The organism is Mesorhizobium comanense (assembly GCF_005503535.1).
Classification (GTDB): domain Bacteria; phylum Pseudomonadota; class Alphaproteobacteria; order Rhizobiales; family Rhizobiaceae; genus Mesorhizobium; species Mesorhizobium comanense.
In genome coordinates this window covers 81,251-100,788 of record NZ_SCNN01000017.1, presented here as the reverse complement: position 1 = coordinate 100,788, position 19,538 = coordinate 81,251, and the positions used below count along the sequence as shown (strand labels likewise).

Genomic DNA, 19,538 nt, shown 5'->3' with positions numbered 1-19,538 from the left:
GCCTTGCGGCGTGTCCGCCAGACCCGGTCACGGCCATCCTTGCATTAGGGTTGTAAAATATTTGTTCCGAACGCCTCGGTTGTTTCACTATCGGTCAACTTTCCACGCGTATGTGTGTCGAAACGAGGCATTGCCGGGGTCTGGCAACCAGCCAACAGACAAATCAGGCCCGGCATAATCCTTGCTAGAGGACTTCTGTGCGCCAAAATCGGCGGAGGCGTGCAGCATTGGTGTGGCGATCCGGTTTCTACTTCCGTGTCTTGACCATACTGGCCACCAGTGAAGTCCAAAGGGGTGTTGGACTTGAAGTATCCGGTCGCTGATACCGTCAGGCGGCGGGATCGTCAAACCACCCCTGACAGAAAGATGCATGTGAATATGCGGATTGCCTGCATCCATCAGGGCTATGAACTCTACGGTTCCGACCGCAGCTTCGCGGAAAGCGTGGCTGCGTTGCGCGCCGCGTTCCCTTCGGCCGACATCGAGGTGGTGCTGCCGCGAAGCGGACCGATCGTCCAGATTCTCGAACCGCATGCCAGCCGGATCGTCTTCGAGCCGCTCTGGGTGCTGCGCAGGCAGGCGATCATGCGCCTTGCCACGGTCGAAATGGCGCGGCTGCCGGTCGCGGTGGCGAGGGCATGGCGGCGCATGCGCGCCTGCGACCTCACCTATGTCAACACCTCGATCGTGGCCGATTACGCGCTGGCCGCGCGGTTCCTGCCGCAAAAGGCGGTGCTGCATATCCACGAGATACCCGAGGGCGCGATGCGCCGCGTGCTCGTCGGCCTGATGCACTGGAGCCATGCCGACCTCATCTTCAATTCGCGCGCCACGCGCGCCGCGTTCGGCGAGCCGAAGTCGGCGCGCTCGCATGTCGTCTATAACGGCGTCGCCGGCCCGGCTGCGCCCGAGGCCATGACCTATGACGGCAAGCGCCCGCTGCGCGTGTTGCTGCTTGGCCGCATCAACCGGATCAAGGGCCAGGAGGTGCTGCTCGAGGCGATCGCGTCGATGCCGGCGGAACTGAAGTCCAGGATCGAGGTCCGGCTGGTCGGCAGCGCCTTCGAAAGCACCGAGCGCGAGCGCGCGCTGGCCGAACTGGTCGAGACCATGGGGCTGGCCGGACAGGTCAGCGCCTTGCCCTTCATCCCGGACCCTTCCGAGCACTACCGCTGGGCCGACATAGTCACCGTGCCGTCGCGTCGTCCCGAGTCGCTCGGGCGCGTTGCAATCGAGGCGATGGCCTATGGCCGGCCGCCGCTGGTGTCGGCGATCGGCGGGCTGGTGGAAGTGGTGGCCGACGGCGAGACCGGCTGGCATGTTCCGCCCGGCAATGCTGCCGCGCTGGCGGCGAAATTGCGCGACATCATCCTGCGGCCGCAGGATTGGAGCGGCTTCGTCGCCGCCGGCCGCAGGCGCTACGAGACGGTGTTCAGCGAGCCGGTCGCCGCCGCCGCGATCGCGGCGATCGCCGCCGACAAGCTCAAGACGACGCTGGCCAGGCCGGGCAGGGCGGCGACCTCTCGCCAGGCGGAGACACGGTCGTGAAGTTCCCTGGCCATCTGGTGCGGCGCCTCGTGCTGATGATCGGCGGCGAGGCCATGCAGAGCGGTTTTCACTTCGCTCTCAACCTCATGCTGCTGCACATGCTGTCGGCGCAGGGCTACGGCCTGTTTGCCATCGCCATGGTGATGGGCGGCGTCGGCCTGTCCTATATCAGGTCGCTCACCGCCGTGCCCGCCTCGATATGGATGGGCAAGAGCACCAACAGCGCCGGCGTCGATGCCCATGACGTGGCCTTCGGCTCGGCCGCCCTGGTGGTGGCGCTGCTGATGGCTGTGGGCACCGGCATATTGATGCATCTGTTGGGCGACCCCAGCGGGCTCGCAGCCGGCTGCTTCGTCGGCGCCTGGTCGCTGCGCAGCCATATGCGCACGGCCTTCTTCGCCCGCCGCCAGCAGGTCACCGTTTCCATCAGCGACGCCGCCTTCACCGTGGCCGGCACGCTTCTCGCCGGACTGGCGGTCTGGATGGGCAAGGATGTGCTGCAGAGCGTGTTCTACGCGCTCGCCGCCGCGAACGTGATCGGCATTGCCATGCTCGTGCGCCTGGCGCGCCGCACGCTGCGCGTCTCCTTCCGCATGCCGACGCGCCGGCGCTATGTGAAGCTCTGGCGGCAGCTCTGCTGGTCGGCCTTCAGCGCTACCACCACCAACATCCAGGGCCAATGCCTGGCGCTGCTGGTGGCGGGCATCGCCGGGCCTGCCGCCTACGCGCCGCTGGCGGCGGTGCTGGTGCTGTTTGCGCCGCTGCGCATCATCAGCCTCGCCTTCGTCAACATGACCCAGCCCGAACTCGCCAAGCTGATGAGCAGGAACGAGACGCGCCGCGTCTGGGCGCAGGCCAAGATGTGGTCGCTGGTCATGGGCGCCGGCGGCCTCGTCTATGGCTGCGCCATCCTGTTCTTGCTGCCGATGATAAGGTCGCAGGCTCTGCAGGATGCCTCGGTCGGGTTCATCGGGCTTTTCGTGATCGCCAATTTCGTGCCGATCATGCTCTACATCATGCCGCGCATCGTGCTGGAGATCCTCGGGGATTTCCGCATCGTGGCCTTCATCACGACGGGCGGGGCGATCGTGGGACTGGCGCTGATCGCCATCCTGCTCGCGATCGCGTCGCCGCCATGGGCGCTGCTGGGTTCCGCGGTCTCCGAGACCTTCGTGCTCGCGCTGTCCTGGTACTTCGCGCATCACCGCATATGGAACATCGAACATCCCGACAAGCAGCGCAACAGCCTGCTTGGCTCGTGGCGGCGGGCGGTCACGTTCGCGCCGGCGAAACGATAGGAGAGGGACGTGGCAGTCGAGGCAGTGCAAATTGCCGTGGCGACCGGTTTGCCTGACGGGCAAGTCGCCCATTCCGGTTCAGCGGCGGCGAACGACGCCTATACGGCGCGCCTCCACACCAGCCTGGAGACGGCGAGGCCGCTCTGGCTGCGCCTGCAACTGAACGGCGTGTGCACCGCCCATCAGCACTTCGCCTGGGCCGAGGGAATCGTCGCCCGGCTGATGGCTGACGGCGCCGAGCCGCTCATCGTGGAGGTGCGGGACGCCGCGACCGGCGCCCCCCGCATGCTGGTGCCGCTGATGCGGCGGCCGGCTTTCCGGCATCGCGTGATCGAATGGCTGAGCTGCGGCGTCTGCGACTATTCGGCGCCGCTTCTGGCCGATGCCAGGCCGTGGACGGCGCAATCCGCGCAGGCCGCCTGGGCCGCCGTGCGGTCGGTGCTGCCGCCGGCGGACCGCGTCCACATCACGGGAATTCCGCAAACCATCGGCGATGTCGCCAATCCCATGGCCCTGCTGGCGGCGACGCGCGAGTCCATCCACACGACATTCGGGCTCGCCATCGACGGCGAGCCGGAAACCGTCCTCAAGCGCGTATGCAGGCCGTCCTTCGTCAAGGCCTTCAACAAGGACTGGCGCCGGCTCGAGCGGCTGGGCGACCTGCAACTGGTCGAGGCCGGCACGCCGGCCCTGGTCGAACAGATCTTCGGCGAACTGGTGCGCTTGCGGCTCGAACGTTTTCGCGAAATGGGCCGCTTCGACCTGCTGACCCAAAGCGCGGCCGTCGACTTCTACCGCAACGCGGCACTTCAGGGCCTCGCGGACGGATCAGTGCGGCTCTTCGGCCTGCGCCTCGGCGGGGCCTTCATCGCCGTGCAATATCTGGTCGTGCATCAAGGCACCGTTCATGCCTTGATGATAGCCATCGACCAGAACGCGGTGCCGAATGTCTCGCCGGGCCTTCTGATCATGGGCCGGCTGATAGAATGGTCGCGCGGGCAGGGCTTCGGCTATTTCGACCTGTCGGTCGGCAGCCAGGGCTACAAGGAACACATGGGCGCCAAGGGTTCGGTTCTGGCCGAACTCTGCCACGGGTTCACGATGCGGGGCGGTGTGGCAAGCACCGCCATCAATGTCCGCAGCCGGACCGAGGCCTTCGTGCGCTCCAACCCAAGGCTGCTGAAAGCGGTCCAGGGGACGATGCGGGGTGTAAGGCGCTTGCGTGGAGGATGTTGAGAGCGGACCAGAAGAACAGGAGAAGCATGTGGCAAGCCAGGCATTGAGAAAGGCCGCCACGATGGACGAGCCGGGCGAAGTGGCTTCCCCGGTGGCGGCCAGCGTGAGCGCCGTCGCGCGCTATACGGCCCGGCTGCACACCAGCTTCGAGACCGTCAAGCCGCTTTGGTTGCGCTTCGAGACGACCGGCCTGTGCACCGGCCACCAGTCCTTCGCCTGGGTGGAGGGGATCGCCGAACGGCTGATGCCCAGAAGCGCCGATCTGCTCGTCGTCGAGGTTCGCGAGGCGGCGACAGGCGCGCCGGTGATGCTGTTGCCGCTGATGCGGCGCCGGGCGCTCGGCCACTATGTCATCGAATGGCTGAGCCGCGGCGTGTGCGATTATTCCGCGCCGCTGCTGGCCGATGCCAGGCCGTGGACAAGGGAGAGCGCCGACGCCGCCTGGGCGGCGGCGCGCGCCGTGCTGCCGCCGGCCGACCGCATCCATGTCGCCGGCATTCCCCAGCAGATCCATGGCGTCGCCAATCCGCTGGCGCTGCTTTCCATGTCGCGCGATTCCATCCAGATCGCCTCGGGCCTCGCCCTGCACGGCGAGCCGGAGACGCTGATCAAGCGCGTCTGCAAATCGTCGTTTGCCAAAAATTTCCACAAGCACTGCCGCCGCTTCGAACAGCTCGGCGGCCTCGCATTGGTTGAAGCTGAAACGCCCGCCATGGTGGAGCAGCATTTCGCCACGCTGCTGGAGCTCAGGCTCAACCGCTTTCGCGAACTCGGGCGTTTCGACCTTCTGACGCAGGCGCCGGTCGTCGAATTCTACCGCAACGCCGCCCTGCAGGGCCTGTCCGACGGCTCGGTGCGGCTGTTCGGCCTGCGCGTCGGCGACGCCTGGCTCGCCTCCATCTATGTGCTGATCAGGCAAGGCACCTTGCACGCCCTGCTGCTCGGGATCGACCAGGACGCGGTGGCCAATGCCTCGCCCGGCCTGACGACCATCGGCAAGCTGATGATGTGGGCGCGCGCCCAGGGGCTCGACTATTTCGACCTCTCGGTCGGCAGCCAGGGATACAAGCAGCATATCGGCGCCTCGAGTGCCGTGCTGGCCGAGCTGTGCGAGGCGATGACGCTGAAGGGCAGGGGCGCGACCGGCTATATCAGGCTGCGCGGCAAGACCGAGCTCTACGTGCGTTCCAGACCGGCTTTGTACAAGGCCGTGCAGGGCGTGATGCGCAAGCTGCGGCGGCTGAAGAACTGATCCGCTCCGGGGCTTCGCAATCAGCGCCCGGACTTCAAATCCTGATTCAATGCGGTCCTGGAAGGTCTTAAAAAGACTGGCAAAACTTAACCGAACTGCAACTTGCGGTCGCTATTGGGTTGCGTGAGGGATCAGTCATCAGGGGCCTGCAATGCCAGCAACAGTTTCCCGTTTCATCCGGGACGAATCCGGCGCGACCGCCATCGAATACGGCCTGATCGCCGCCCTCATCGCGCTTGCCATCATCACCGGCGCCGGCGCGCTCGGCAATGCGATCAACGGCAAGTTCACCGCGATCGGCACAAAGCTCAACAGCAGCGGTTCGTAAGGCCAAATTGACAGGACGGCGGGTCTCCTGCATCCTTCTGCCGTCGCCAGGCTGCGGAAGCGGCCGTGTTGCGTTCGAAAGGCGACCGAGGGCAGCATCATGTTCAGTCCCGTCATCGGCCAGAATGCCAAGCGCGCCGCCGTGCGCAAGGCGCTCGATCGCCATAAGGTCTACATCACCGCGCAGAGCTTCGCGAATGGCGCCTACAGCGCCCGCGTGCTGGTGGACGGCGAGGCCTACTGGGTCGACGAATTCCGCCTCAGCCAGTTGCGGCAGGGGCTGACGCCTGCGGAACTTGAGTTGACGCCGGCCGCCGACGATTGAGCGCGGCGCCTGTTTCACGCTGGGAAATCTGACATGCCGGAGGGACAGCACCCCTCTCTGTCCTGCCGGACATCTCCCAGAGAGGGGTGGGAAGGAGCGCGGCGGCTGCCCTTGCTTACCGAGCGCCTCGGTTGCTAATTCATGGCCACGCCGCCCAAGCTCAAATCCTACCGCGCCAAGCGCGAGTTCTCCAAAACGCCGGAACCCGCCGGCGGGCTCATGTCCGGCGACGGCAACCGCTTCGTCGTCCACAAGCATCACGCAACCGCTGATCACTATGATCTGCGCCTGCAGGTCGGCGACGTGCTGAAGAGCTGGGCCGTGCCGCGCGGGCCGTCGCTCAATCCGGCCGACAAGCGGCTGGCGGTCGAGACCGAAGACCACCCGCTCGAATATATCGACTTCGAGGGTGTCATCCCCGAGGGCGAGTATGGCGGCGGGCCGATGATCGTCTGGGACACCGGCACCTGGGCGCCGATGGACGATGTCGAAAAGAGCCTGCGGACCGGCGCCTTCAAGTTCCGGCTCTCGGGCGAGAAGCTCAATGGCGGCTGGATGCTGACCAGGCTGAAGCCGAAGCCCGGCGAGGACGAGCACAAGAAGAACTGGCTTTTGTTCAAGGAGCGCGACCTTGCCGCCGACACCGCGCTGAACATCCTGGAGGCGCGGCCGGAGAGCGTGAAATCGGGGCTCGGCATCGAGCAACTGCTGGCCGCCGCGAAACCGGCCGCCAAGCTGGCGCCGAAGCGCGGTTCGCTGAAGCCCGGCGAATTGCCCGGCGCGGTCAAGGCGCAGGCGCTGAGCCGCATAGAGCCGCAACTGGCCACCCAGGTGCCCAGGCCGCCCGACGGCGAGGACACAGGCGAGGCCTGGCTGCACGAGATCAAGTTCGACGGCTACCGCACCATGGCGCATGTCGGCGACGGGCAGGTGCGGCTGATCACGCGCGGCGGCATCGACTGGACGAAGCGCTATGGCGATCTGCCGCACGCTTTCGCAAAGCTGCCGTGCCGCGAAGCGATCATCGACGGCGAGATCGTCGTGCTCGACGCCAAGGGCATTTCCCACTTCGCGCTGCTGCAGGACGCGCTGGCCGAGGGCGCGGGCTCGAAGCTGCATTTCTACGCTTTCGATCTCCTCCATCTCGACGGCTGGGACCTGATGAAGGCGCCGCTGGCGAGGCGCAAGGCGCTGCTGGCCGAACTGCTCGCCGGCCTCGGCGCCAACTCGGCGATCCAGTATTCCGACCATGTCGAAGGCTCGGGGCAGGGGCTTTACGACCAGGTGACGGAACTCGGGCTGGAGGGCGTCGTCTCCAAGCGCGCCACCGCGATCTACCAAAGCGGCCGCAGCAAGAGCTGGACCAAGACCAAGGCGCTGCAAAGCGGTGACTTCGTCATTGCCGGCTACACTGTCTCCGACGCCGCCGAGGGTTTGGCGGCACTCGGCATGGCCGAGTTCGTGGATGGCGAGCTGCATTATCGCGGCAAGGTCGGCACCGGATTCGACCGCGAGACGGCGGAGGATTTGCTCTCCCGGCTGGAGCCGCTGACGTCAGGCGCGTCCGCGCCCGAAGGGGTACCGCGCGAGATCATGCGCGAGATGCATTGGGTGAAGCCGCTGTTTTCGGCGCGCATCCACTACGCCAACCGCACGGCGGACAATTCGCTGCGCCATGGCGTGTTTCGCGGTCTCAGGGATGTCGGCCTGTCGACGCCGGTCTCGGCCAAGCGCAAGCGGCTGATCTCGGAGGCCGATCTCGCCACCATCTGGGTGACCAATCCGGAGCGGCGGCTGTTCGGCAAGACCGGGCCGACCAAGCTCGATATCGCCGTCTATTACGCGCTGGTCGGCGATTTCATGCTGCCGCATATCCTCGGCCGGCCGGTGTCGCTGGTGCGCTGCCCGACCGGCCTGCCCAAGGACTGCTTCTTCCAGCGGCATGCCTTCACCGGCATGCCGCCCTCGGTGGTGACGTTCCAGGCGACAAATTCCGAGGGCGAGACCAAATCCTATCTCTCGGTCGAGGGCGCCAAGGGCTATCTGGCGCTGGCGCAGTTCGGCGTCGTCGAATTCCACACCTGGGGTACGCACCGCACCAGCCTCGACAAGCCCGACCAGATCGTCTTCGACCTCGACCCGGGCGAGGGGATTTCCTGGCGCGAAGTGGTGGAGGCCGCCGTTCACATCAAGGGCGAGCTGGAGGGGTTGGGCCTCGTGCCCTTCGCCAAGACGTCGGGCGGCAGCGGCATCCACATCACCGTACCGGTCACGGGCAAGCAGAACTGGAAGAAGCTGCATCAGGCGACCAGCGCCATCGCCACGCGGCTGGCGGCAAGCGCACCGGACACTTTCACCACCACCATGGGCAAGGAGAACCGCAAGAAGCGCATCTTCATCGACTATCACCGCAACGCCCGCGGCCACACCTCGGCCGCACCCTATTCGCTGCGGGCGCGCACCAACCTGCCGGCCTCGACGCCGGTGAGCTGGAGCGATCTGGAAGCGATCGATGCGCCGCAGGACCTGAACTATTCCTCGCTGCCGGGGCTGCTGGAGACGTCGGGCGATCCCTGGGCGGAGATCGATGATTTCGCGCGGGATTTGCCGGTGTTGGCGGTGCCGAGATAGCGAGAGGAGCGTCGCGTTCCTTCGCGCCCCCCTCTGGCCTGCCGGCCATCTCCCCCACAGGTGGGGAGATTGGCAGTTCGCGCGGTCGGCGCTTTCCTTCAAACGTTGGAGATTGGCGAAGGTCGTTGATGACAGCCAATCTCCACCCTTGTGGGGGAGATGTCCGGCAGGACAGAGGGGGGCGCTGTCCCGCCAGCGTCTCACTCCATCGACGCTCAATACAATTTGAACTATCCTCCGTTGCAGACCCCTCAGGCTCCCTAAAACATTTCGTCAGGGATTTAGCTTTATCATCGGGGGTCGGTGTAGGATTTCCACGGCGCCAGTCGTCCTTCGGACGAAAGCGCTGAGTTGTATCAGTGCATGGCCGCGTAGGAGTTCATCATGGCGCCCAGGGCAAGTTGGAAGGGTTATCTCAAGCTCAGTCTCGTCAGCTGTCCGGTGCGGCTCTATCCCGCCACCAGCGCCAGCGAGCGCATTTCGTTCAATCAGCTGCACAAGAAGACGCACAACCGCATCAACATGAAGCCGGTCGATCCGGAACTGGGGCTCGTCGAGCGCTCGGACCTGGTCAAGGGCTACGAGTACGAGGACAAGCAGTACATCATCATCGATGATGCCGACCTCGACGCGGTGCGCATCGAATCCAATCACACGATGAACATCGAGGCCTTCGTCGACGAGGGCGAGGTCGATGTCATCTATCAGGACGCGCCCTATTACCTGGCGCCGGACGGCGCCATGGCCGAGGAAACCTTTGCCGTGCTGCGCGAAGCGATGCGCAAATCCGGCAAGCTGGCCATTGCCCGCCTCGTGCTCTCCAGCCGCGAGCGCGTCGTGACGATCGGCGCGCGCGAGAACGGCATGTTCGTGTGCACGTTGAGGAACCCGAACGAAGTGCGCGGCACGGCGGAATATTTCGGCAACATCCCGGCCGGCAAGCCCGACGCCGAAATGCTGGAGCTCGCCGAGGCGCTGATCAAGCAGAAGGAAACCACCTTCGACCCGAAGAACTACGAGGACCGCTACGAGATCGCGCTGATGTCGATGATCCGCGAGAAGCTCAAGGGCCACAAGCCGATCATCGCGGCCGCACCCGAGCGCGGCAATGTCATCAACCTGATGGATGCGCTGAAGGCGAGCCTTTCGCAGTCGAAGCCGCCGGCCAAGTCGAAGAGCAAGGCCGAGGAGGCGCCGGCCAAGCCGGCCAAGAAGGCGGCAGCCGGCGGTGCGCCTGAAAATCCGCTGAAGGCGAGCCTGCTCAAGGCGGTCGGCAAGAGCAAGAAATGACGGCATCCGCCGGGGCTGTCTTCGGCACCATCGGCGCGCTGGCGGCGTTTCCGCTCAGGCTCGCTGCGCGCGAAGTCGAGCGCCAGCACGGTCAGCTCAGGCACGGCATAACCAGGCGCACGACGCATGTCGTGTTCGGCCGCACGGTTCTGGCCAAGGCGGGGCAGGCCAAGGCGGGGCTCGCAAAGAACGGCGATGCCGAAATCGAGCGCCGCGCCACCGCCGAGCGTGCCGCCGGGCGCACGCTGCTCAGCGAGAACGGGTTCCTGCGCCTGCTCGGGCTGATGAAGGCTCCCGAGACCTCGTCGCTGTCGCGGCAGTCGCTGATCGAGCAGTCGCGCCTGTCGGGCGTCGACCTTGATATGCTGAGCCTGTTCGACGCCTTCGAACATGATGCGGAGCCCTATTCCTTTCGCGACCTGATCCTGGCGCGCAAATATGCCGGGCTCGTTGCCGGGGGCGCGACATGGGGGGCGATCGCGCGCTCCGTGCACCGCTCCGGCCCGGTCGCCTCGCTCACCGCCAAGTCGCTCAATGTCGGCTCCCAGCACGGCCGGCCCGATCAGATCTATCTGGAAGGCGGCCAGAGCGAGCTCGACGGGCAATTGCTGTTCGACCTGGGCGCCGCCACCAGCGGCGACGACACGCTGGAAGACTTGTTCGCCGAGGCGGAAGCGGCGGAGGAGGGTGGCGATCATGATGGCGCCGCGGCGCTCTATCTGCGCTGCCTCGCCATCGACCCGACCGACGCCATCGCCGCCTTCAACCGCGCCAATTGCCTGCGCGCCGGCGGCCACGCCGCCGATGCCGCGCATGATTATGCCAGGGCGATAAAGCTCGACCCGGCCTTCGTCGAAGCCTGGTTCAATCTGGCCGGACTGATGAGCGAACAAGGCCGCGATGCTTCGGCGCGACGGCATCTGCAGAAGGCGATCGCGCTGGACAGGAACTACGCCGACCCTGTGTTCAACCTGGCGCGGCTGGAATTCGACGCCGGCAACCTGCCGGAAGCGCGCCGGCTCTGGCTGCGCTATCTCGAACTCGACGCGGATTCGGAGTGGGCCGGGGTGGCGTCCAAGGGCGTGCAGTTCGTGGATATGCAACTGGCGAAGTCGGCGGGGTGAGGGCGTGCCACTCGATGCCAAGACTATTCGAAGCCGTGTTGCCGAGAAACTCAGTGCCCGCCTTGGCGGGAGATGGTTCAAGCCAGGGAGTGCCAAGTTGCTCGTCGCGTCCGAAAACAACCTAACTGATTTTGCTATCGAGTTGGATTGTTATACGGACCGCCGCTACGACGCTTATGAGTGCCAGCTTTCTGTCGTCATCAAGTGGAAGAAATTTGCCAGGGATTGGAAGGATTTTAGCACCTGGTATGAAGTCAAGGGCTCAAGTCCCACCCTGTCGATATCCCGCAGTTCCCGAAAGCCGAGCCACGAATTCCTCCGGACAGGCTTCGATGGCATCGACAGGGATTTCCGTCCGCCCGTTCGACACGCTCTATGGGTAGCCAATGAGCAAGAGCTCGATGATTTTATCGATCAGAGCATTGCCGATCTCGATGGCAAGGTCGGCGCTTGGATCGAGAGATGGTTCAGTTGGGCTTCAGCCTTGAAAATGATGGACGATAACGAGCAGTTGTGCGGCGCATGGCGAAACACAGCCTATTTCTGTTTGCTTGAGCAGGTTCATGGGCGTGAGGCCGCTTGCACATGGATAAGCGGTATTGATGCGAACGGCTGGCCCAAATTGCTGGCGGCTCAAGTGGAGTATCTGCAGTCGCAGGTTTGCGGCATGGGCGCGATACAGGCGTAGCTCGCCGGTTCGATTGCCATTTCAACGTTGCTGTTGACAGTCAAAGCCGGTCGGACGGCCTTGAAATTGTCTCAACCCGTCAGATATGTTGCGCCCGGGTGGGTCAATAGCAGCTTGCGTGGGCAGCAATATGCGTTTGAGGGGTGTTATGCTGGCGCCGTTTTTGGCGCTGTGCTGGATGTGTGCGTCGCAGGCGCAAAGCGATGCGGTCGAAGATTTTTCGGCGCCGCTCGCCTCTGACATTTTCTACAAGCGCTATTTGGAGGCATTGGACAAGCCGGACACGGCCGCCGATGCTGTCACATTCTTCGTGCGCGGCGAGGTCGCTGCCGGAAAATGGATGCCGCCGGCCGAAGGCAAGAAGCAGGAGTCGGGCGCCGCCAGCCCCGAGGACGCGGATGCGGAACTCGGCGTGGCCGGCCCTTTCGTCACCCATCCCTGGGAACAGGTCAGCGTCGCCGACATTGCCACTCTCACCCGCGTCGCCACGCTGGCCGGGCGCTACGAGGCCGGAATGGAGGCGTTGCGCCCCGCCCCGGCGGCGTTGCAGGTCGCGGTGGCGGAACGGCTGCTCGAGGGGACGATCGACGGGCGGAATGCTTCCGCCGCCGCCCGCCTTTTCGAAATGGCGGCCGAGGCGGGCAGTCCCCTGGCGCAATCGCGCCTGGCCTTCCTGTACCTGGAGGGCCTCGGCGTCCCGAAGGACGCGTCCGCCGCCAGGCGGTGGGCCAAGCTTGCCGCCGATGCCGGCGAGGGTTTCGCCATCTACCAGCTCGCGCGCATGGAGGAAGCGGACAAGACGCCCGCGGGCGTTTCGGCGGCGCTCGCCCTCTATCAGCGGTTCCTGTCGGAGCCGGCGCGTTTCCGTGGCTCCGAAGGACCGACGGCCGCGGCCCTGCTGATGGCGAACAGGATGATGTCGCCCGGAGCGGCGCTGTCGTCCGAGGCGGCGGCCACCGCGATCATGAACGTGGCGGAAGTGGCGCCCGACTTCGCGCTCGCTTTGGCGCGGGTCAATCTGTGCACCGGATGCGGCGGCGTCATCGATGTCGACCGGGCCGCGGAATGGCTTCGGCTGGCGCATGATTTCGGCAACCAGGACGCCGGCTACGAGCTCTATCTTCTGCTGCGCGCCCGGCCCGATCTCGCGCTGGAGCCCAATGAAGGACTGGAGCGCCTGCGCGCGGGCGGAACGGAGCACATCGATTCCTTCGTCGCAGCGGCGCTCGAGCAAGCCCGCGAGAAGGATGGCCAGAAGGCGGTCGCCGGCGCGGCCAGAACCTTGCTCGACCGCGTCTGCGAGGGCGACGCGGGCCCTTGCGAGGACGCAGCGCGGGTCATGGCTTCCGGCCGGCTCGACCTGGCGGCGGTGGCTCCCGGATTGGCCAAGCTCACCGAGCTCGATTCGATCCAGCTGGTCGACATACTGGCCGCGTATGGCGATTTCGACGGCGCGCTGGCGCGGGCCCGCCGGATCGCTCCGACCAGCTATGACATGATCCTGGTGACCAGTCCGAGCGACCAGCATGCCCGGACACCCACGTTCCGGCGCCTCGTCGCCTCCCGCGACGCCAGCAATCTCAAGGCTCTGCCCGAGGGGTTCGTGCCGCTTCTGACCTTCCTGTCCGACAATGGCGACGAGGAAGCCAGATCCTTCCTCGACACGCTGACGCAGCGCGGTGCGGCCGGCAAGCCGGAGCCGGTGGTGCTCCCGCTCGACGAAGCCCGCACTGCCTTCGGGCGCGTCGCCGCCAGGGGCGGCCTGTCGCGTGCCTTCGTCAACGCCGCGCGAGACCTGTCGGGCGCGCTCAAGCAGGCGGAGCAGCCGAAAGAGGCGCTGCGCATGGAATTGACGGCGCTGTCTGCCGAACTCCAGCTCAACGAGATCGCGGGGCTTTCCGAGGGCGCCCTGCAGCGCGACCTCACGCGCGTCTGCCTGCTGTCCAAGGCCAGCGAGCGGACGCTGGCCCTGGGCTCGAATGACGTGGGGATGGTGCTGGCCAAGGACGCGGTCAACACGCTGCAGACGGTGCGCGCCGGGCTTTCGAGCCTGCCCGAGCATCTGCAGACCTGTTTCAGCAACCTGGTCGCCGACAATTATCGCTGGTTGGCGGACTTCTTCGTACGCCAGAACCGTCTCGCCGAAGCCGAGTCCGTGCTTGCGATGCTGAAGGATTTCGAAGCCTTCCAGTTCGTCGACCGCGATGCCGATTTCCGCGGGCGTTCCTATGACACGCTGCCGCTGTCGGCGCCCGAGCAGGGGCTGAAGACGGCGATCGATACGCTGCGTCCGCCGACGACGCAGGATGCGAGGCGCTCCGAGGAACTGATCGTCAAGCGCGGCCAGGGCGGTCTCGACGACGCGGAGACGAAAGAGCTCGATACGCTTCAGGCGAGGCTCGCCGAGGCGGACGCCGCCTATGACAAGGCGCTCGATGCCATCGTGGAAAAGGCCGAGGCGCTGGGACGCGGCGAGGAGGTCGCGCGGATCGACGCGCTCGGATCGCTGCAAGGTTATCTCAGGGATGAACCCGAGCAGCCGGCGGTGCTGCACTATCTGGTTCTTCCCGACAGGCTGAACATCATCCTGACGACCGCCTATGACCGCAAGAGCGTGACGATCGACCAATGGGACGGGCAGCCCTTCTCGGAGGCGCATCTCAACGAGGAGATCCAGAAGCTGCACGTCGCGATGACGTCGCCGTCGCTCGATCCCAAGCCTCAGGCGCAAAAACTCTACGACCTGCTCATCGCCCCCTTCAGGGCCGATCTCGACGCGGTCCAGACCAAGCTCGTGCTGCTGTCGCCGGATCGGCGCCTGCGCTACATCCCGTTCGCCGCGCTCCATGACGGCAAGGGCTATGCGGTCGAACATTTCGAGTTCGCCATGCTGTCCGATGCCGGCTACGAGATCGCCGGCCGGAAGACGACAGGCCTGCCGTTCGCCGCGCTCGGGATGACGCGCGCCGCCGAGGGGTTCAAGGCGCTTCCGGGCGTCAAGGTGGAGATCGACGGCATTATCAAGGGCAAGGACGGATACGGCCTCTTCGAGGGGCGCGCGCTCTTCGATGCCGCGTTCAACAAGGATGCGCTTGCCGATGCGTTGCGGATCGGCGCGCGCTCGCCCGCCGGCGTCGGCGTCGTGCACATCTCGTCGCATTTCAGCCTGACGGGAAGCGATGGGTCGTCTTTCCTGCTGCTGGGCACCGGCGAAAGACTGTCGCTGCGCGAGATCAAGAAGGAGCGGCGAGCCTTCGATTTCGGCCGCGTCGATCTGCTGACGCTTTCGGCCTGTGAGACCGGCTATGTCGATCCCAGCCTTGACGGGCGCGAGCTCGAAAGCCTCTCCATGCTGACCGGCAGCCGTGGCGCGCGCGCCATACTGGCAAGCCTGTGGCCGGTCGACGATGCCTCGACGGCACTCAGCATGCAGCGCTTCTACGAGATCCGCGAGCGGGGCAATATGTCGAAAGCCATGGCGCTGGCGCTGACGCAGCGGGAATTCATCGCCGGCAAGATCGGGTCGACGGAGATCGCCGCGGGGCCGAGCATCGTCACCGAGACCGCGGCGCGGGGCGCTATTTCCTTGGCGCCGAAGGCCCAGGGCGGGCTTTCGCACCCCTACTACTGGGCTCCCTTCCTGCTGACCGGCAACTGGCGTTGAGAGATGAGCATGACGCGGATCTTCTCCATGATGCTGGCGATGGCCCTGCTGGGCCTGGTTCCGGAAATCGCGCGGGCGGCGGACAAGTTCGAGTCCGGGCAATGCATGACGCTGCACAATGACCGCAAGGACGGCCCTGTGAAGGACATGGCCGTTCAGCTGCAAGACGACATCATCAGCATTTCGTTCACCGAGTGGGACGTACCCAACACCGAGTTCCAGACCCGCGCCAAGTGCTATCTCGTGAACGGCAAGCTGGAATGCCAGATCGATTGCGATGGTGGCCACGTCACGGTTTCGGCGGCGCCGGACGGGGCATGGGAACTGGATAGCTCATTGCTCTATTCGATGACCGGTTCCGACAGCCTGTTCTCGGTGCAGGGGATGCCCGATGTCGCCTCGCTGCTGGGAAAATTCCGGGTCGTCAGAGATGCGCAGAACAAGCTGTGCCGTATGGCTCCGGACCGTGTTTTCGTCGGACTTGCCCCGGGCGATATCTCGCCGCGCGTACAACGCGCCGAACGGCTGCTCAGCCGGCTCGGCCTGCTGCTTGAATTCCCCGATACGGTCTACGACGAGGCCACGGCCGAAGCCGTTCGCCGCTTCCAGCGGCAATATGGCCTGGCGCAAAGCGGGATCATCGACGAGGCGACATCGGCCGCGCTGGTCTCGGCGGGCTTCGTCGGCACGGGCTGCTGAAATCTTGCAAGAGGAAAGTGCTTCATGAAATTGTTGCGACTGTCAGTTCTGCTCGCCATGGTCCTGGCGCCCGCCATGGCATGGGCCGATCCGATCGAGGGGGAATGGAAGACGGCCGATACCTCGCTCGCCACCATCAAAGGCTGCGGCGACCAGTTATGCATTGTCATGAAGACCGGCGACTGGCCGGGCAAGCAGATCGGCCAGCTCAAGGCGGCGGGCAAGGGCACATATGCCGGCACGGTCACCGATCCGCGTGACGAGAAAACCTATTCGGGCCGCGCCACGCTGAACGGCAACACGTTGAAGCTCACCGGCTGCGCGCTCAAGATATTCTGCCAGACGGAAGTCTGGCAGCGCCGTTGAGGCGCTGCAAGTCTTCGTGGGAGAGCCGGATCATCGACGAGGCGACATCGGCGGGGCTGGTTTCGTCGGCATGGCCTGCTGAAATCTTGCCGAAAAGGGGGAGGTGCTTCATGAAACTGCCGCGACTGTCTGTTCTGCTCACCATGGTCATGGCACCCGCCATGGCCTGGGCCGATCCGATCGAGGGGGAGTGGATAACGACGGATGGCATATCCATCGCCTTGATCGAAGGGTGTGGCGACCGTTTCTGCATCATCGCGAAAAATGGCGATTGGCCGGGCAGGGAGATCGGCCGGGTCAAGCCGGCGGGCAAGGGCACCTATTCCGGGACGATCACCGATCCGCGCGATGAGCGGACATATTCGGGCCGCGCCACGCTGAAGGGCAACACGCTGAAGCTCACCGGCTGCGCGCTCAAGATTTTCTGCCAGACGGAGATCTGGCGCCGCTGAAAGGGAAGATTCCCTACGCCGGGTGACCGATTTTCCACAATCGCGACCGAGGCGACGGGCGACTTCATGTGGTAGCATGCCGGGCAGAGCGGATTGCCTTTGCTTTTCCGGGAGTTCCGGCCTGATGTCCACCAGCTTCCTCTTCGACGGTCATGATACCGCCCCGACGACCATCCTGCTTGCCCATGGCGCCGGGGCTTCGATGGATTCGCCCTCGATGACGGCCACCGCCAGGGCGCTGGCCGAGGCCGGTTTCCAGGTCGCGCGCTTCGAGTTCCACTACATGGCGGCGCGCCGCTACGGCCAGCGCAAGCCGCCGCCGCGCGCCGAGACGGTGAACCCGGAATATGTGAAGGCGATCGCGGATCTCCGCGCCAGGGGCGTGACGGGCAAACTCGTCATCGGCGGCAAGTCGATGGGCGGGCGGGTCGCCTCGATGGTGGCGGACGAGATGCTGGCCAAGGGCGAGATCGCTGGGTTGGTCTGCCTCGGCTATCCCTTCCATCCGCCCGGCAAGCCCGAGCAGTTGCGCACCAAACATCTGGCCGGACTGAAGACGCCGACGCTGATCTTCCAGGGCACGCGCGACGAGTTCGGCACGCCGGACGAGGTGGCGGGTTACGGCCTGTCGGACGCGATCGAGGTGATCTGGCTGGAAGACGGCGACCATGATCTGAAGCCGCGCAAGAGTGTGTCGGGCTTCTCGACGGCCGATCATCTGAAGACGATGGCGGAGACGGTGAAGGGGTGGGTGGAGCGGATTTAGGGTGCGCGTTGGGTCTCGCACTTTCTGAAACGTTGGCGCCGCCCCTCATTGTCCTGCCCGGACATTTCTCCCCGTATAGTGACGGGGAGAAAGACGCTGTCGCCGATGGTTTGGCCAATCGCCGACGCTGCGGAAAAAGCGGCGAAATTCGTGACAGCTTCCTTCTCCCCGTCACTATACGGGGAGAAGGTGCCGGCAGTCGGATGAGGGGCGGCGCCGGCATCGGCCATTGCCCCGGCACAAAGCGCCGCATGCCCTCTTGCTCCCCGCTTCGCCTTCCTGCTTTCATGGCTCCCCCATGAAACTCGCCACCTTCAATATCAACAACATCAACAGCCGGCTGGAAAACCTGCTGGCGTGGCTGGCCGCCGCAAAGCCCGATGTCGTCTGCCTGCAGGAGTTGAAGGCGCGTGACACGCAGTTCCCGCTGACGAGCCTCGCCAAGGCCGGCTATGGCGCGGTGTGGAAGGGCGAGCCGACCTGGAACGGCGTCGCCATCCTGGCGCGCGGCGCCGAGCCGGTGCTGACCCGCGATGCCTTGCCCGGCGAGGACGAGGACCGCCAGGCGCGCTATATCGAGGCGGCGGTGGACGGCGTCGTGATCGCTTGCCTCTACGCGCCCAACGGCAACCCGCAGCCGGGGCCGAAATTCCAGTACAAGCTTGCCTGGCATGCGCGGCTGGAGGCGCATGCGGCGGCACTTCTCGATACCGGCCTGCCCGTCGTGCTGGCCGGCGACTACAACATCGTGCCCGAGCCGCGTGACATCTACGCCACGCGTTCCTATGACGACAACGCGCTGGTGCAGCCGCAAAGCCGCGCCGCCTTCGCGGCGTTGCTCGAACAGGGCTGGACGGATGCGCTGCGCAAGAAGCACCCCAGGGAAACGCTCTACACTTTCTGGGACTATCGCCGGAACCGCTGGCCGCGCGACGCCGGCCTCAGGCTCGACCACATCCTGCTGTCCAAGACGCTGGCGCGGCGGCTGAAAGGCGCCGGCATCGACCGCGATGTGCGCGGGCAGGACGGCGCCAGCGACCATGCGCCGGTCTGGGTGGAGTTGGGGTAGCCGCGCCTCTCATAATCGGGGGTGCGCGGGTGGATTCATCCAGCCGTTGGCGCCCCGCAATAGTCGCGCCTGATCAGGCTCATAATGTGGGCGTCGACAGCTTCGCCGTCCCAGATCAAGGCCTCGCGCCGCGTGCCTTCCAGCTTGAAGCCGAGCTTCTCGTACACCCGTCTGGCGCGCGGGTTGAACGCGTAGACCTCCAGTTCGATGCGGTTCAGCGCGAGCGCCTCGAAGCCGTGGCGAAGCAGCAGCGCGGCGGCCTCGGTGCCGTGTCCCTTGTCGCGCCCGGTGGCGTCCCAGATGACGATGCGAAACGATGCCGCCCTGTTCGGCCAGTCGATGCCGTTCAACACGGCTTCGCCGATCAGGGCGCCGCCGGCGATGATGCCATAGTCACAACGGTCGCCTGCCGTTTCGGCCCGCGCGTAGTGGGCTTCCACTTGCGCCAGCGTGTGCCGCGCGTGCGTGCCCGTCAGCCTTTTCGATTCCGGTTCTTCCAGCCCGGCATGGATCGCCGGCGCGTCGAGCCGGGTCAGCGGCCTCAGTGTTACTGTCCTGCCGGTCAGCACCGGCTTGGTCATTGGGCTCATGGGGCTTCCCTTTCCAGCCCAGCCTTGTTTCCCGCGAGGCAAGCGATGTCCAGCCACTTTTGGCGCAAATCCGCCCATGCGGTGTTCGCATCGGCGGCGCCTTGCCCGGCGGCGACGGGGACCGCAAGGACCGCTGCATCGAGGCGGTGGTGGACGGTGCCGCAATTCTTAGGGGGAAAACGCCACGCGTTCTTCCCGGGAAAACCGTTTCAC

At 65.4% G+C, this 19,538-nt stretch carries 17 protein-coding genes; 16 read left to right on the top strand and 1 reads right to left on the bottom strand.

Annotated features, from left to right (window positions below; translation table 11 throughout):
• Positions 1-378 precede the first annotated feature (378 nt).
• From FFS37_RS25130 to FFS37_RS25045, 16 genes are all read left to right on the top strand, one after another.
• Entirely contained in the window at positions 379-1,548 is a 1,170-nt protein-coding gene (locus tag FFS37_RS25130) for a glycosyltransferase (protein WP_137933706.1), read from the top strand.
• Positions 1,545-2,846, top strand: coding sequence for an MATE family efflux transporter (locus FFS37_RS25125; RefSeq protein WP_171026409.1), 1,302 nt, complete (start codon positions 1,545-1,547; stop codon positions 2,844-2,846). Before FFS37_RS25130 ends, FFS37_RS25125 begins: the two co-directional genes overlap by 4 nt.
• Before the next feature lie 9 nt (positions 2,847-2,855).
• Positions 2,856-4,082 (top strand): GNAT family N-acetyltransferase, encoded by a 1,227-nt coding sequence (locus FFS37_RS25120; RefSeq protein ID WP_137933660.1) that lies wholly within the window; start codon positions 2,856-2,858, stop codon positions 4,080-4,082.
• A gap of 28 nt (positions 4,083-4,110) precedes the next feature.
• Positions 4,111-5,334 carry a GNAT family N-acetyltransferase gene (locus tag FFS37_RS25115; protein ID WP_232375762.1) on the top strand — a complete coding sequence of 408 codons (1,224 nt, stop codon included), beginning with the start codon at positions 4,111-4,113 and terminating at the stop codon, positions 5,332-5,334.
• Positions 5,335-5,485: 151 nt separating this feature from the next.
• The gene (locus tag FFS37_RS25110; protein WP_137933659.1) at positions 5,486-5,662 is read left to right on the top strand and encodes a Flp family type IVb pilin; all 177 of its coding nucleotides are present in this window, start codon (positions 5,486-5,488) and stop codon (positions 5,660-5,662) included.
• A 99-nt stretch (positions 5,663-5,761) separates the two neighbouring features.
• The gene (locus FFS37_RS25105; RefSeq protein ID WP_137933658.1) at positions 5,762-5,986 is read left to right on the top strand and encodes a hypothetical protein; all 225 of its coding nucleotides are present in this window, start codon (positions 5,762-5,764) and stop codon (positions 5,984-5,986) included.
• Positions 5,987-6,127: 141 nt separating this feature from the next.
• Positions 6,128-8,617 carry a DNA ligase D gene (ligD, locus tag FFS37_RS25100; RefSeq protein WP_137933657.1) on the top strand — a complete coding sequence of 830 codons (2,490 nt, stop codon included), beginning with the start codon at positions 6,128-6,130 and terminating at the stop codon, positions 8,615-8,617.
• Positions 8,618-9,001: 384 nt separating this feature from the next.
• Positions 9,002-9,907 carry a non-homologous end joining protein Ku gene (ku, locus tag FFS37_RS25090; RefSeq protein ID WP_137933656.1) on the top strand — a complete coding sequence of 302 codons (906 nt, stop codon included), beginning with the start codon at positions 9,002-9,004 and terminating at the stop codon, positions 9,905-9,907.
• Complete coding sequence (locus FFS37_RS25085) at positions 9,904-11,031, top strand: tetratricopeptide repeat protein (protein ID WP_137933655.1); 1,128 nt, start codon at positions 9,904-9,906, stop codon at positions 11,029-11,031. Before ku ends, FFS37_RS25085 begins: the two co-directional genes overlap by 4 nt.
• 4 nt (positions 11,032-11,035) lie before the next feature.
• Positions 11,036-11,719, top strand: coding sequence for a hypothetical protein (locus FFS37_RS25080; protein ID WP_137933654.1), 684 nt, complete (start codon positions 11,036-11,038; stop codon positions 11,717-11,719).
• Between the two features lie 148 nt (positions 11,720-11,867).
• Positions 11,868-15,383: a CHAT domain-containing protein gene (locus FFS37_RS25075; protein WP_171026408.1), complete on the top strand. Its 3,516-nt coding sequence runs from the start codon at positions 11,868-11,870 to the stop codon at positions 15,381-15,383.
• A gap of 9 nt (positions 15,384-15,392) precedes the next feature.
• On the top strand, positions 15,393-16,082 hold the full coding sequence (locus tag FFS37_RS25070) for a peptidoglycan-binding domain-containing protein (RefSeq protein WP_210240476.1): 690 nt from the start codon (positions 15,393-15,395) through the stop codon (positions 16,080-16,082).
• A 24-nt stretch (positions 16,083-16,106) separates the two neighbouring features.
• The gene (locus FFS37_RS25065) at positions 16,107-16,448 is read left to right on the top strand and encodes a DUF2147 domain-containing protein (protein ID WP_137933651.1); all 342 of its coding nucleotides are present in this window, start codon (positions 16,107-16,109) and stop codon (positions 16,446-16,448) included.
• Positions 16,449-16,558: 110 nt separating this feature from the next.
• Positions 16,559-16,900, top strand: coding sequence for a DUF2147 domain-containing protein (locus FFS37_RS25060; RefSeq protein ID WP_137933650.1), 342 nt, complete (start codon positions 16,559-16,561; stop codon positions 16,898-16,900).
• Between the two features lie 124 nt (positions 16,901-17,024).
• Positions 17,025-17,666, top strand: coding sequence for an alpha/beta hydrolase family protein (locus tag FFS37_RS25055; protein WP_137933649.1), 642 nt, complete (start codon positions 17,025-17,027; stop codon positions 17,664-17,666).
• Positions 17,667-17,964: 298 nt separating this feature from the next.
• Positions 17,965-18,735, top strand: a complete 771-nt coding sequence (locus FFS37_RS25045; RefSeq protein ID WP_137933648.1) for an exodeoxyribonuclease III — start codon at positions 17,965-17,967, stop codon at positions 18,733-18,735.
• A gap of 35 nt (positions 18,736-18,770) precedes the next feature.
• On the opposite strand, the gene FFS37_RS25040 is transcribed toward FFS37_RS25045, so the two are convergent.
• Positions 18,771-19,325 (bottom strand): GNAT family N-acetyltransferase, encoded by a 555-nt coding sequence (locus tag FFS37_RS25040; protein WP_137933647.1) that lies wholly within the window; start codon positions 19,323-19,325, stop codon positions 18,771-18,773.
• Positions 19,326-19,538: the final 213 nt, after the last annotated feature.

Bases quoted from the DNA above. Each gene is read 5' to 3' on its own strand.
- FFS37_RS25130 (WP_137933706.1), top strand. From the start codon at position 379: ATGCGGATTGCCTGCATCCATCAGGGCTATGAACTCTACGGTTCCGAC.
- FFS37_RS25110 (WP_137933659.1), top strand. From the start codon at position 5,486: ATGCCAGCAACAGTTTCCCGTTTCATCCGGGACGAATCCGGCGCGACC.
- FFS37_RS25105 (WP_137933658.1), top strand. From the start codon at position 5,762: ATGTTCAGTCCCGTCATCGGCCAGAATGCCAAGCGCGCCGCCGTGCGC.
- ligD (WP_137933657.1), top strand. From the start codon at position 6,128: ATGGCCACGCCGCCCAAGCTCAAATCCTACCGCGCCAAGCGCGAGTTC.
- ku (WP_137933656.1), top strand. From the start codon at position 9,002: ATGGCGCCCAGGGCAAGTTGGAAGGGTTATCTCAAGCTCAGTCTCGTC.
- FFS37_RS25085 (WP_137933655.1), top strand. From the start codon at position 9,904: ATGACGGCATCCGCCGGGGCTGTCTTCGGCACCATCGGCGCGCTGGCG.
- FFS37_RS25075 (WP_171026408.1), top strand. From the start codon at position 11,868: ATGCTGGCGCCGTTTTTGGCGCTGTGCTGGATGTGTGCGTCGCAGGCG.
- FFS37_RS25070 (WP_210240476.1), top strand. From the start codon at position 15,393: ATGACGCGGATCTTCTCCATGATGCTGGCGATGGCCCTGCTGGGCCTG.
- FFS37_RS25065 (WP_137933651.1), top strand. From the start codon at position 16,107: ATGAAATTGTTGCGACTGTCAGTTCTGCTCGCCATGGTCCTGGCGCCC.
- FFS37_RS25060 (WP_137933650.1), top strand. From the start codon at position 16,559: ATGAAACTGCCGCGACTGTCTGTTCTGCTCACCATGGTCATGGCACCC.
- FFS37_RS25055 (WP_137933649.1), top strand. From the start codon at position 17,025: ATGTCCACCAGCTTCCTCTTCGACGGTCATGATACCGCCCCGACGACC.
- FFS37_RS25045 (WP_137933648.1), top strand. From the start codon at position 17,965: ATGAAACTCGCCACCTTCAATATCAACAACATCAACAGCCGGCTGGAA.
- FFS37_RS25040 (WP_137933647.1), bottom strand. From the start codon at position 19,325: ATGAGCCCAATGACCAAGCCGGTGCTGACCGGCAGGACAGTAACACTG.